The following is a 14605-nucleotide window of genomic DNA, read 5'->3' on the forward strand; positions in this document are numbered from 1 at the left end:
CTATCACTCCCCTTGGAAATAAACTTTAATATCATCCTTTAACTCAACTATTACCCTTCTATCCATATCTTTATTTATAGATGGATAATCATTACGATAATGTGATCCTCTACTTTCTTTTCTAATATCAATTGCTTTTAATAATGCTTTAGCTAACAATAGATTATTTTCTAACCTATATGAATCTCTTATATTTTTAATATCTATATCCTTCTTATATGTAATTTCATTAGTAATTCTATTTAATGTTGAAATTGCATTTTCAACACCTATTTCATTTTTTTCTACCATTGCACTTTTAAACATAATTTCTTGAACTTCTAAAATAAGTTCCTTTGCCTTATCTATTTCGTAAAGTTCAAATTCTACTTCATCTTTATTACTTAAAACTTTGTTTTCTGAATATTTACTTGCGCTTTCTCCTGCTATTCTTCCAAAAACAAGTCCATTTGCAGTAGATAAACCACCTATTCTATCTGCACCATGCATACCACCTGTACATTCTCCTGCGGCAAATAATCCTTCTACCGCTGTTTCTGCTCTTTTATTTATGCTAATTCCACCATTGGCTGCATGAAAAAATATTCCTATATTTATTTCATCATCTATTGTAAGATGCTTATTTTCTTCTAACCATTTAAAATAAACCTTAATAAATTCTGGTTTACTATATTTCAATTCCTCTTTATATTTAATTGTTACTCCATTTTTATTTTTCATAAACTCTTTAAATATGGCATAATCAATATCTCTAGAGTTTAATCTAGAAGTAAATGGTCCATGAGTTGACCTTTCATCAAGTTTTTCTTCTAAATTATCTATTCCTTTAAATATATTTTCGCCTTCCTCATTTCTAGCTTCTATATATTTAAATGTCTTTTCATTAAATATAGTTTTTGGACATGGCTTTATATAGCCTGGCATCATTTGCATAAATTCTATATTAGTTAATTTACATCCAGATTTTAATGCTAAAGCTTGTCCCATCCCTGTAATATCAGTGGTGTTTAATCTATATTTAAATAATCCACCTATTCCTCCACTTGCAATTACAAGTGCTTTACATTTTATAAATTCAAGTTCATTTAATTTGTTAATAAGAATTACACCTATAACCTTATTATTTTCCTTTACTATTTCAATTACTTCTGAAAAAGGATATTCTTCTACCTTATTATTTTCTAATTTATTTTTTAAAATTTCCTTTGCACTTTCAAATAAAATTCCATTCCAATTTCTATTTTTATGATCAAAACATGGAATAAATTCTTTTTCTCCAGCATTGTCAGCTTGTTTTAGCTTAACATTCATTTTCTTTAATAACTCTATACTTGGATTAATATTTTTTACAAATGTTTCTACTAATTCTTTATCTATAACATTACAGCCAACTTCCCTAATTGTATTAGCTAAATCTTCTTCATCGCTTTCATCAGTTGGGCCTATTAAACCTAACCCCCATGTACCAGGATAAAAGCTTGATCCAGAAAATATATTTGCACTACTTGCAATTATTACCCTTTGTCCATTATCAGATGCTTGGATTGCAGACATAATTCCTGCAATCCCAGCTCCCATTACAAATACATCACATGCTTTGCTTTTTCTTAGGCTTATTTTACATTTCATCTAAGAAATCAACCCCTACAATATTGTAAGTTTCTTTTAATTTTTTATATCCAGCCTTAAATTCTGCTTCTTGTTCTTCTGTTAAATTTTCAAAAGGACTACGGCAATATCCTGCATTTATTCCTCTCCATCTTAATACAGATTTCATTCCTGCATAGAATGATGGAATTTTTAATGAATACATTATTATTTCAACTGCATAACGTTGTAATTTTTGTGCTTCATCAATATCCTTATTATCTATAGCTTTCTTAATATTTATAAATAATTCTGGCATTATGTTATAGAATGATCCAACTATTCCATCTGCTCCTGCTAAAAGTCCTGACATAGCCATTTCATCTGCACCTGAGTAAACTAAGAAATCTTCTCCTATTTCATCTTTTATTTGAGTTATTTCATAGTGAGCTAATGCAGTATACTTAATTCCTTTTACATTTTCTATTGCTGCTAATCTCTTAATAGCATTCATTCCTAATAATCCAACTAAAGGTACATTGTACACTATCATTGGAAGGCTACATGAATTTGCAATTTCTTCATAGTATTTAACTATTTGATCTTCATTAAATTTCCAGTAGAAAGGTGGAACGCTAGATATTCCATCTGCTCCTACAGCTTCTGCATGTTTTGCAAGATCTATTGATAATTTAGTTCCTATAGCTCCTACATGAACTACAACTGGAACTCTTCCTTTGTTTTCATCCATAACTATTTCAACTACTCTTTTTCTTTCTTCACTACTCATAGTAAAGCCTTCACCTGTTGATCCTGTTAGGTATAATCCATCTACACCTTTACCAATTAAATAGGAAACTAATTGTCTCATTCCTGCTTCATCAATATTTTCATCCTTATCAAAAACTGTTAATACTGCTGGAATTACTCCTTTAAAATCTTTAATGTCAAATTTACTCATTTTTATCTCTCCTTTAATTTTTGTTCGGCTAAATGGCATGCAACAAAATGTTCTTCACCATCTATAATATATTTTTTTAATAAAGGTCTTTCTTTTTTACAAATATCCATACACTCTTTACAACGTGGATGGAAATTACATCCTTCTGGAGGATTAACAGGACTTGGTACGTCCCCTTCTAAAACTATACGCTTTTTCTTTCTATCTAAATCAGCAATTGGAATTGCTGAAAGTAAAGCTTGAGTATATGGGTGTAGGTTGTTTGAGAATATTTGAGATGTTTCTGCAAGCTCAACTATTCTACCTAAATACATTACAGCTATTCTGTCACTAATATATTCAACTACACTTAAATCATGAGTTATAAATATATAAGTTAATCCTCTCTCATCTTTAATCTTTTTTAATAGATTTAAAACTTGAGCTTGAATTGAAACGTCTAGAGCTGATACTGATTCATCACAAATAACTAGTTCTGGATTAATACAAAGTGCTCTTGCTATACCAATTCTTTGTCTTTGTCCACCTGAAAATTCATGTGGATATCTATCCATATATTCTCTACGCATATTAACTGCTTCTAATATATCACCAATTAACATTCTTCTATCATTTTTATCTTTTACTCCAAATTTCTTTAGAGGATCTGATAATGATTGATAAATTGTAAATGCTGGATTTAATGATGAGTGTGGATCTTGGAATACTATTTGCATCTTTTTACGAGCTAAATCCATCTCTTTTGCATTTAATTTTCTTAAATCTTTATTACCAACATCACCTTTGAAGTGATAAATCATTTCTCCACCAGTAGGCTTAACTAATTGAAGAATTGATTTTCCAAGTGTAGTTTTACCACAACCTGACTCCCCTACTAATCCAAGAGTTTCCCCTCTATAAATAGTTAAATCTATATCATTTACAGCCTTTACAAACTTAGTAGGCTTTTTGAACATTCCACCCTTTATTGGGAAATGTGTTTGTGCTCCCTTTAGTTCTAATAAAACTTCTTTATTTTCCACTTGTCATCACCGCCTCTTTTTTCTTAAGACCGCTCTTTAAAACTTCCTCATGTCTAAAGCAACGTACCATATGAGTTTCTCCTATAAGCTCTTCACCTGGCATTTCCTTGCACTTATCGCAAACATAATTACATCTTGGTGCAAATTGACATCCAACTGGTCTATCATATGGATCTGGTGTTGATCCTTTAATAGGATTTAACTCTTGATCCTTTCCTTTACCTAAAATCGGAATTGATTTTAATAAAGCTTCTGTATATGGATGTGCTGGAGTTTTTAAAATTTCTTCAACAGAACCACTTTCAATAATATTTCCCATATACATTACAGCAACTTCATCAGCAAGTTCACTAACAACTCCCATATCATGAGTAATAAGAAGTATTGCTGTATCATTTTCCTTTTTAAGCTTATCCATAAGTTCAAATATTTGAGCTTGAATTGTAACATCTAGTGCAGTTGTAGGTTCATCTGCTATTAAAACCTTTGGATTACAACTCATAGCCATTGCTATCATTGCTCTTTGACGCATACCACCTGAAAATTGATGTGGGTACTCGTTTATTCTTTGTTCTGGGAAAGGTATTCCCATATCTTTAAGTAACTCTAAAGTTCTTGCTTTAGCCTCTTTTTTAGATACCTTTTCATGGCATAATATGTTCTCAGCTATTTGATATCCAACCGTATATACTGGATTTAAAGCTGTCATTGGATCTTGGAAAATCATTGCGATATCTTTTCCTCTTAATCCTCTCATCTCTTTTCCGTTTCTAACTAATTTATCTATTCTTACATCACCTTTATCACCGTGATAAACAATTTCTCCTTCTTCTATTCTAGATAGCTTAGGTAGTAATTGCATAATTGATGATGCAGTAACACTTTTTCCACAACCTGATTCTCCAACAACACAAAGTGTTTTTCCTTTTTTTATTTGAAAGGAAACCCCGTTTATAGCCTTGTTACATCTTTGATTTGTATAAAAGTAAGTCTTTAAATTTTTAACTGTAATTATAGGTCTGTCCTTCATATTTCTTCCTCCTTAACCTTGTTGTGTTGGATCTGTTGTATCACGAAGACCATCTCCGACGAAGTTAATACTCATAACAAATAGTGAAATTACAACACCTACTGGTAACCATAACCACCAGTTATTTTGTAATGTAAACATATCTTGAGAAGCATTTAATATATTTCCCCATGTTGCAATTTCAAGTGGAACTCCAAGTCCTAAGAAACTTAATGAAGCTTCTTCTAATATAAACATTGCTGTACTTAAAGTTATATTAACAACAATTGGTCCTATAGCATTTGGTAACATATGCTTATAACAAATTAAGAAATCATTTAATCCAAAACATTTTAATGATTGAACATATTCTTCTTCTCTAATTGATAGTATCTTGGCACGAGCCATACGATAAACGCTACCCCAGCCAGTTAAAATAAATATTATTATAAGATTTGTTAAACTTTGTCCTAATATTGCAACTAGCATTAATACTAAAACTAATTGTGGGAATGACATAAATACTTCTGATATACGTAGAACTATTCTATCAAACCAGCCACCTTTATAACCTGCATAACAACCTAGTAAAACTCCGATTACTGCACATCCTAAAGCACTTCCAAGTCCAATTAAGATAGATATTCTACCACCATATAATACTCTTGAGAAAACATCTCTTCCAACTTTATCTGTTCCAAACCAATGCTCTGCTGATGGTTTCTTTAAAACGTTAGTCATGTCAACTTGTAGTGGATCATATTTAGTTAATAATGGGGCAAATATTGCAGATAATAAAATTATAGCGAATATAACAATTCCAATCATAGCTAGCTTATTATTCATAAGCTTTCTTAATGAACGATTTACTTTCTTCTTTCCTAATTCTCCTGACTCTTCCATTTGTCTAATTTTATCTAATTTTCTATCAAATCTACTTTTTTTAACTCTTAATTCTGCCATACTATCCTCCTAATCTAACTTAACACGTGGGTCAAGTAAAGCTGTTAATACGTCAACTAAAAAGCTTGAAACTAATACTGCTGTAACTGTAAGTAATGCTATCATCATAACTAATGGATAATTTTGAGCACGTACTGCAGTTGCAAAGGCACTTCCTATTCCTGGCCATCTAAATATAGTTTCTATAATTACTGCTCCACCTATTAGAGTTGGAAGTCTAAAGCCTATTAATACTATAACAGGTGTTAAAGCAACTCTAAATCCATGAACTAAGTTTACTCTCCACTCTGGTAAACCTTTACTTCTTGCTGTACGAATATATTCTTTATTCATAGTATCTAACATACTTGAACGAGCATATCTCATTACCCCTGCTGTAAGAGCAATTCCTAATACAAGAGCTGGTAATATTAGATATTCATAACGATCTATAAATGCTGTTTTTCCTGGCATCATACGACCACCAACTGGTAACAGTCCTAAGTTTAATGAGAAAATTAATATACAAACCATTCCAAAGAAGAATTGAGGGATTGATACACCAATCATACCTGCAACTGTTAATAGATTTTCTGCAAAAGTACCACGACGTATAGCACTAAATAATCCTAAAAGACTTCCAAGTATTGTTGATATAAGTAATGCTGCTACTGCTAATTCTAAAGTAGCTGGTAATAAATCTCCAAGTATATCTTTTATAGGAACTCCACTTGATACACTGTATCCAAAGTTTCCTCTTAAAATTTCTCCAAGCCATTTGAAATAACGTATTATAAATGGATCATTTAAACCATAAGCTGCACGTATTTCATCCAATTTAGTTGGATCAACATTAGATAGTAATTCGGGACTAATCATATGTGATACTGCATCTCCTGGAGTTAATTCAAGTCCTAAATAAATTATAAATGTTATAAGTAAAAGCATAGGAATCAATCCTAATATTTTTTTAATTATGAACTTTAACATAATGTCCCTCCTAATTTGAAGTTAAGGGATTGCACTTTGCAATCCCTTAAATAATTATTTAAACTACACTATTTCATCTTCCAGTTTTGAATGTTCCAGTCGTAATTAAATTGAGGGTTACCATATTTTTCAATACCAGTTTCAATTTTCTTACTTTCTACTACATATATTGGTTGATAGTATAGTGGGATTGAGAATAAGTTTTCATTCTCATATTTTTGTAATTCAAAGTATGCTTTCTTTTGAGCTTCAGTATCCATTACATTTGTTGCATCTATTAAACTATTTAACTTTTCATCTGCTGGTGTATGTGAGTTTGCAGGTGATCCTGTCTTGTATCTATCATAGTATTCATGCATTGAAAGTGCTGCGTTAGCTCCATAAGCTAAATCCCAATCTACTGCACTTGGTCCATTTACTTGGTCTGCAGGAGCCTTCCAAAGAATAGTAGCTAAGTCTCCTTCTACTAATCTAAAGTTCATCTTAACGCCTACTTCTTTTAAGTAAGATTGGATTGAAGTCATAAGGTCAACTGTTAATTGATCTGTATAGTAATAAACAACATCTAATGTATAATTTGCATCCCAATTAGCTTCTTTTAATAATTGTTTTGCTTTTTCTGGATTATAATCATAGTTATTTAATCCTTCTACTTTATCAGATCCATTTGGAGTTAAGCTGTTTGCTGGAATTATAGTTCCATCAAATAAGTTTTCTCCAATAGTTTTCATATCAACTGCATATCTAATAGCTTGACGAACTTTTGGATCTGCTAATGGTGATTTTGATCCGTTAGCTTTATTAAATTTATTTGCATATAGTAAACGTGTATATCTTACATCTACTTTAGTTAATTTTACGCTATCTGTTTCTTTTAATGCTTTAACATCAGCAACACTCTTTGTGTATGCATAATCAACCATTCCTGATTTAGCATTGTTAACTAAGTTAGCATCACTATCTCCAGGGCTTGGTGTTAAATGAATTGTGTAATCTGCAACACCATTATAATATTTATCAAATGGTTCTAATGTTGTATAGTCATTCATCTTAACTTCTTTTATTTTGAATGGTCCTGATCCAACTGGATTTTGGAAATATTCTGCTTGTTGGAACTTTAATGGATCTACACCTTCAAAGTATTTTGCAGGTAATGGTGCAAATTGTGTGAATGTTAATAATGCATCTGGTGCAACTTTTTCAAAAGTTATTGTTATTTTATTTCCATCAATTACTATTCCTGAAAGCTCTTTTGCATTTCCAGCTAAATACTCTTTAGCACCTTGTATAGCTTTAAATGTATTTGAGAATACTGGGTTAGCAACTGCTGTTTTCATTGAGTATTCAATACTCCATTTTACATCTTGTGGAGTTATTTTTTCTCCATCATGCCAATAGATGTCATCTCTTAGTTCAAATACTAATACTTTTCCATCATCACTTAGCTTGTACTCTTTTGCAAGTTGTCCTTTACCTGGTTTTAAATCTGCATCTGCTGCAATTAAATGATCATATAATACTTTTGAATATGTATATGATCCTGGATTTAACCAAGGCGTTTCAAAAAACTCTACTGGACCTCCATTTGAATACATTATTTTTGCCTCATTTGCGTTAGAAGTTCCGCCTCCCTTATTACCGCCACAAGCTACTAATGATAATGTCATAGCAGCAGCAATAACACAGCTAATAACTTTTTTCATCATAATACTCCCTCCATTTTTTACCCTAATAGAAATGACAAATTAAATTTTCACTCCATTTTTTCTTTTGATTTTTGGAGTTAAATTTCATTTGATGACTTGATTATAGCACTCGACACAATTCTTGTAAACGTTTATTAATGTAAAATTTGTTATTTATGTATTTTATTAATTAATTATCATTATTTTGATAATTCAATAAAATTTTCAGAAAATTTTATTGATTTTATAAATTTATTTATTTTTGTAAATTTAATACTTTTATTTACATATATTGTTTAATATATAATTCTACATATTAACTAAAAAAGACACGTTTTAAATCCGTATAGAATTTAAAACATGTCTTTTTATGTCGCTGACTTATCTATTAATAACTCTGCTGTTTTTTCTTTTATATTCAATATATTATCTTTATGTAGTAATGCATATCCCGTACACAATAAATCAATTACATAAAGCTGAGATATTTTACTTATTAGAGATCCTCCATCTAGTAAATTTTCCTTTCCAGCAGTTAATAACACACAATCTGCCAATTGAGCAATAGGTGATAATGCATAATTTGTTATAGCTATTATCTTGGCTTTTTGCTTTTTTGCTACAGTTAGAGAATCTATCATATCCTTTGTATATCCAGATAAGCTTAATGCTATTATAACATCATTCTCGCTACATAAGGAAGAATACATTAATTGAAAATGACTGTCTGTTATAGAAATACCTGTTTTACCCATTCTAACAAATCTACTTTGCGCTTCATATGCAGCTAAACCAGATGCTCCAACTCCATAAAAAAATAACTTTCCAGATTTTTCAATAAATTTAATAGATAAATTCAACTGCTCTATATCTAGTACCTTTTTTGTGTTTAATATAGTATTAGTCATATTATCTGCAATTGAATCTATATAATTTTCATGATAACTTTTATCTTCTGGCTTGTCATCCTTAGCTATTTGAAGCTTTAAGTCTTGAAATCCACTAAAGCCTATCTTTTTTACAAATCTAAGAATAGTAGCTTCTCCAACATTTATTTTTTTAGAAATCTCTAATAAAGTTTCATATATTATATTTACTTTTTCTGATAAAATGTAGTCTGCAACTTTTTTTTCTGATTTACTTAGAGAAGGATAATAAGATTCTATAATAGATATATACTTCATAATAATACCTTTTTCCTTTCCTTATTACTTAAAAACAATAATCATAGCTATTTTTCCATTTAGTCCTAAAAAAACAATTAATTCTCAATATTTCTACCTTGATTATACAATTTTTCCCTACTCACTTCAATACTTTTATGAAAACATATACATGAAAATATTTATCAATATTTTAAAAACCCTTTTTCATTGTAACAAAAAAAGGCCAGAGAAAAAACCTCTGACCATATTTTATGGTAATACATTATCTGCTGCACGATATATTTCATACCATTCTTGTCTTGATAATTCTATATTACTTGCTGTACATATATCTTTTAAACGCCCTATATTAGTAGTTCCAACAACAGTTTGCATTTTAGCAGGATGTCTTAAAATCCAAGCAACTGCAATTGCAGATTTACTAACACCTTTTTCTATTGCAATACTTCCTAAAACTTCATTTAATTTTGGAAATTTATCATTATCTACAAAAATCCCTTCAAAGAAACCATATTGTAATGGAGACCAAGCTTGAAGAGTAATATTTTTTAAGCGACAATACTCTAATATACTTCCATCACGATCTAAAGAACCCTCAAATAAAGTATTAGCTTGAATTCCGTTGTTTACCATTCCTGAATGCATAACGCTAAATTGCATTTGGTTAACAAGAATTGGTTGTTTTACACATGATTTTAAAAGTTCAATTTGCATACTATTAAAGTTACTAACTCCAAAATTACGAACCTTACCACTTTCTTGTAAAATATCAAAAGCCTCTGCAACTTCTTCTGGCTCCATTAAAGTATCTGGCCTGTGGAGAATTAACATATCTAAATAATCAGTTTTAAGACGCTTTAAACTATTATCTATAGAAGTTAATATATGTTCCTTAGAAAAATCATAATATCCATTTCTAATAGCACATTTACTTTGTATTTGTATCTTTTCACGAATGCCTGGTCTTGAAGCTAATACATTCCCAAAAAGCTCCTCACATTCACCTTTGCCATAAATATCAGCATGATCAAAAAGAGTAATCCCTTCTGATATGGCAATATCAATATAATTAGATAATTCTTCTTCTGACATATTATTAATTCTCATACAACCTAATACAATTTCTGAAGCTTTAAAGTCTGACTTACCAATATTAATTTTTCTCATCTCATACCCTCCAAACTATTTTAGAACTTATATTTTCATTGTATCATAAAAGGGATTAGAGAAAAATCTTTCACCATATAATATATTTACTTAATATAATAAACTTTATTCTAAAGTTCTTTTTAAGAACTCCTTTGTACGTTGCTTCTTTGGATTATTAAATATTTCTTCTGGTGTTCCTTCTTCTTCTATAACACCTTTATCCATAAATACAATTCTATTTGAAACTTCCTTTGCAAAGCCCATTTCATGGGTTACAACTAGCATTGTAAGACCTGTTTTAGCAAGTTCTTTCATTATTTTTAAAACTTCTCCTACCATTTCTGGATCTAGTGCTGATGTTGGTTCGTCAAAAAGTATTACATCAGGTTCCATTGATAAAGCTCTAGCAATGGCTACACGTTGTTTTTGCCCACCTGATAGTTGTTTTGGCTTAGCATTTATAAAGCTATCCATTCCAACTATTTTTAGGTATTTCATAGCAATTTTTTCTGCTTCCTCCTTAGAACGCTTTAATACTTTCATTTGCCCTACTACACAATTGCTTAATACATCATGGTTATTAAATAAATTAAATTGTTGAAACACCATTCCTAGTTTTGTACGATATTCATAAATATCATGCATATCCTCTAGAATATTTTTTCCCTTATACATTATTTGTCCACCAGTTGGTTTTTCTAGGAGATTAACACATCTAAGAAGAGTTGACTTCCCAGAACCTGATGAACCTATAATACATACCACTTCTCCCTTATCTACTGAAAAGTCTATGTCTTTTAAAACTTCATGAGTTCCAAAGGTTTTGCTTAAATGTTGAATATCTATTACTTTTTTCATTTTAGTCCCTCCTCTTAAATTCTTTCTCCATTATTTTTTCTAGCTTTACTTATAGCTTTCTCTGGTGCTTCTACTTGCATTTGATTAGCATAAAGTATATAGTCTTCTGGTCCATCTAATTTTCTTTCTATATAACGTAATATTCTTGTAACTGTGAATGTCATTATAAAGTAAATAATACATGTAATAAAGAATGTTTCAAAATATCTAAAATTATTTCCTGATACTGTTTTAGTTTGGAAATATAATTCTGTTACTGATATAACATTTAAAACCGCTGTATCCTTTATGTTAATAACAAATTCATTTCCTGTTGCTGGTAATATATTTCTAATAACTTGTGGAAGTACAACATTTTTCATTGTTTGTACATGAGTCATTCCTATTGCTTGTGCAGCTTCAAATTGTCCTTTATCTACTGATAATATACCGCCTCTTACTATTTCTGTCATATATGCACCAGTATTTATGGAAACTATAAATATTGCTGCTACTACTCTATTAATATCTACTCCAAATGCTAAAGCTGAACCATAGTAAATTACCATAGCTTGTACTATCATTGGCGTTCCTCTAAAGAATTCTGTATAAATAGATATTATTGTGTTTGATGTTTTTAATACTATTCTTTTTACTCCTTTATCTGGAATTGGAATAGTTCTAACTACTCCAATTAGTAGCCCTATTATAGTTCCAATAATTGTACCAATCATGGAGATATATAATGTAACTCCTGCTCCTCTAATTAGCATTTGCCAGTTTTCAGTAAATATTTTTATTATCCATTCTAAACTCATATAAATATCTCCTTTAAATATTTAGTAAATTCTTATACACTAACTTAATTATTAATTAATAAACCTAGATAATTTTTAGCTATTTTGCTGCTGGTTGATTTTTTATTGCATTTTCCATAATTTTAGTTTGTTCATCTAATGTTGTCTTTGATAATATCTCATTTATTTTTGATGTTAATTCACTATCTTTTCTAAGTCCTACAGCTGTTGTTGTATCTTCTTCTGATGCTACAAATCCATCTTTAAATTCAACCATTTTTAAATTTGAATTTGCACTTTCAGCACTAATACCTTCTGGACGCTCTGATACATATCCATCTAAAACCCCTGCTTCTAAAGCAACTCTCATTGCAGGGAAGTTATCCATAGCTGTCTCTTTGTTTACTCCTTTTATTTGATCAATTACTGAATAATGGAATGTATTTAATTGACCTGTTACCTTTGCTCCACTGAAGTCTTGTATTGATGTAGCATTATCGTATTTTCCACCCTTTTTAACCATCATAACTAATTGTGATTTATAATAGTTGTTTGAAAAATCTATAGTTTTTCTACGTTCAGCTGTTGGAGACATACCTGCTATTATCCCATCTATTTTTCCTGAAACTAAAGCTGGTACAAGTCCATCCCACTCTGTTTTTACAATAACTAACTTTTTACCTAGACCTTCTGCTATCTTTTTTGCTATTTCCACATCATATCCACCTGCATATTCTGAAGTACCTTCAATTTTAACAGCACCATTAGAATCATCCTTTTGTGTCCAGTTAAATGGCGGGTATCCAGCTTCCATACCTACTTTAAAAGTATCCTCCTCTGAAGCATTTCCTTTTGATCCACATCCAGTTAAAGTCATAACTACTGACATTATTATTAATAATATTGCTGATATTTTCTTTTTCATTTTTATCTCTCCTTCTTATATCTCATGTACTTGCTTGTACACTTATTTGATTTATTTATTAAACTTCCAATAATTTTCATTGCTATCTTCTTATAATTAATTTAATATTTGTATTTTTTTATACAAAAAAGACCTATGGCGAGCCATAGGTCCTAACATTCATATAGTTATCCTATTTCCCCCTTCCTTACCCAAATGAGATAGCACAACTTAACAAACTGGGATGTTTGTTAAGACAGTCCTGCAACTCTTAATTGCAGACCCAGCAAATAATACTGAGAAATATTATAAGCTTCGGCAATATTTCCTTCTCCTTAGTTTCATAGCTTTCTCTAGCTCCGCTAAGGACTGTTAAATATTGCGCCTCTACCTCACTAGTAAAGTGAGGTAATTATTAAATTATGTTTTAAAGTTTACACCTCTATAATATACATGTCAATATATTTATTAATATTTTTTCAATATTCTTTTAATAATTAATTTATAAATATATCTATTGATATTTTTTAAAGTAAGTTTATGTTATGCTCACTACAAATTTTAATATTTTTTTCATCCCATACTGAAGCTTGAACTTCTCCTATATGAGCTTTGTTTAAAAAGTACATACATATTCTTGATTGACCAATTCCACCACCTATAGTATATGGAAGTTCGCCATTTAAAAGCTTTTTATGGAAATCTAATTCTCTTCTACTATCATTTCCTGAAACTTTTAATTGATAATCAAGAGCTTTTTCATCAACTCTTATTCCCATTGATGATAATTCTACAGCTCTATCTAATAATGGATACCAGAATAATATATCTCCGTTTAAAGTCCAATCATCATAATCTGGGCTTCTACCATCATGCTTTTCACCTGATTTAAGAACTCCACCGATTTGCATTATAAATACCGCTCCATACTCTTTACATATAGCATCTTCTCTTTCTTTAGTAGTAAGCTCTGGGTATTTATCTTCAAGTTCTTGAGTTGTTATGAAGTATATACTTTCTGGAAGTTTATCTTCTCCTTTAACTAACTCACTGTGAACAAACTTTTCTGTTTCTTTGAAAACACTATATATAGTGTTTACTACTTCTTTTAATTTTTCTTCTGTTCTTTCTTCTTTTGTAATTATCTTTTCCCAATCCCATTGGTCAACATATATAGAATGTAAGTTATCAAGTTCTTCATCTCTTCTAATTGCATTCATATCAGCATATAAGCCTTCACCAACGTTAAATCCATATCTATGAAGACTCATTCTCTTCCATTTAGCTAGAGAATGTACTATTTCTACATCCTTACCTGTAGCTAATAAATCAAAAGCAACTGGTCTTTCTACCCCGTTTAGGTTATCATTTAATCCACTTTTACCATCTACAAATAAAGGTGCTGAAACTCTTGTTAACTTAAGTTTTTCTGCTAGCTTTCTTTCAAAGAAGTCCTTAATTTGCTTGATATACACTTCTGTTTCTATTAATGTGCTACTTGATTTATATTCCTTTGGTATGATTATTCCTTCTATTTTCATAATTAATTCCTCCAT

The 14605-nt window shown here is 30.2% G+C and carries 13 protein-coding genes and 1 riboswitch; all 13 genes read right to left on the reverse strand.

Features of this window, described 5'->3' with window-relative positions; all coding sequences use genetic code 11:
• Positions 1-3 precede the first annotated feature (3 nt).
• The 13 genes from ACYQ1T_RS04445 to asnA all read right to left on the reverse strand — a co-directional run bounded on the left by ACYQ1T_RS04445 (position 4) and on the right by asnA (position 14584).
• Positions 4-1629, reverse strand: coding sequence for an FAD-binding protein (locus ACYQ1T_RS04445; protein ID WP_459832260.1), 1626 nt, complete (start codon positions 1627-1629; stop codon positions 4-6).
• Complete coding sequence (locus ACYQ1T_RS04450; RefSeq protein WP_459832262.1) at positions 1619-2548, reverse strand: dihydrodipicolinate synthase family protein; 930 nt, start codon at positions 2546-2548, stop codon at positions 1619-1621. The genes ACYQ1T_RS04445 and ACYQ1T_RS04450 overlap by 11 nt, the downstream gene beginning before the upstream one ends.
• 2 nt (positions 2549-2550) lie before the next feature.
• Entirely contained in the window at positions 2551-3570 is a 1020-nt protein-coding gene (locus ACYQ1T_RS04455) for an ABC transporter ATP-binding protein (protein WP_459832264.1), read from the reverse strand.
• Entirely contained in the window at positions 3560-4600 is a 1041-nt protein-coding gene (locus tag ACYQ1T_RS04460) for an ABC transporter ATP-binding protein (RefSeq protein ID WP_459832267.1), read from the reverse strand. The genes ACYQ1T_RS04455 and ACYQ1T_RS04460 overlap by 11 nt, the downstream gene beginning before the upstream one ends.
• A gap of 12 nt (positions 4601-4612) precedes the next feature.
• Positions 4613-5542, reverse strand: coding sequence for an ABC transporter permease (locus tag ACYQ1T_RS04465; protein ID WP_459832270.1), 930 nt, complete (start codon positions 5540-5542; stop codon positions 4613-4615).
• Positions 5543-5551: 9 nt separating this feature from the next.
• Positions 5552-6511 carry an ABC transporter permease gene (locus tag ACYQ1T_RS04470; RefSeq protein WP_459832273.1) on the reverse strand — a complete coding sequence of 320 codons (960 nt, stop codon included), beginning with the start codon at positions 6509-6511 and terminating at the stop codon, positions 5552-5554.
• A 68-nt stretch (positions 6512-6579) separates the two neighbouring features.
• Entirely contained in the window at positions 6580-8217 is a 1638-nt protein-coding gene (locus ACYQ1T_RS04475; RefSeq protein WP_459832275.1) for an ABC transporter substrate-binding protein, read from the reverse strand.
• 347 nt (positions 8218-8564) lie between these two features.
• A complete protein-coding gene (locus tag ACYQ1T_RS04480; protein WP_459832277.1) occupies positions 8565-9380 on the reverse strand; it encodes a MurR/RpiR family transcriptional regulator in 816 nt (271 codons plus the stop codon).
• Between the two features lie 231 nt (positions 9381-9611).
• The gene (locus tag ACYQ1T_RS04485; RefSeq protein ID WP_459832279.1) at positions 9612-10529 is read right to left on the reverse strand and encodes an aldo/keto reductase; all 918 of its coding nucleotides are present in this window, start codon (positions 10527-10529) and stop codon (positions 9612-9614) included.
• A gap of 105 nt (positions 10530-10634) precedes the next feature.
• Entirely contained in the window at positions 10635-11369 is a 735-nt protein-coding gene (locus ACYQ1T_RS04490) for an amino acid ABC transporter ATP-binding protein (RefSeq protein WP_459832281.1), read from the reverse strand.
• Between the two features lie 14 nt (positions 11370-11383).
• Positions 11384-12166 carry an amino acid ABC transporter permease gene (locus ACYQ1T_RS04495; RefSeq protein ID WP_459832283.1) on the reverse strand — a complete coding sequence of 261 codons (783 nt, stop codon included), beginning with the start codon at positions 12164-12166 and terminating at the stop codon, positions 11384-11386.
• 79 nt (positions 12167-12245) lie between these two features.
• The gene (locus tag ACYQ1T_RS04500) at positions 12246-13070 is read right to left on the reverse strand and encodes a transporter substrate-binding domain-containing protein (RefSeq protein ID WP_459832286.1); all 825 of its coding nucleotides are present in this window, start codon (positions 13068-13070) and stop codon (positions 12246-12248) included.
• Between the two features lie 193 nt (positions 13071-13263).
• Positions 13264-13447, reverse strand: a riboswitch (Lysine riboswitch).
• 129 nt (positions 13448-13576) lie between these two features.
• On the reverse strand, positions 13577-14584 hold the full coding sequence (gene asnA, locus ACYQ1T_RS04505) for an aspartate--ammonia ligase (protein ID WP_459836460.1): 1008 nt from the start codon (positions 14582-14584) through the stop codon (positions 13577-13579).
• Between the last annotated feature and the right edge of the window lie 21 nt (positions 14585-14605).

This window comes from Clostridium carnis, from assembly GCF_054657435.1.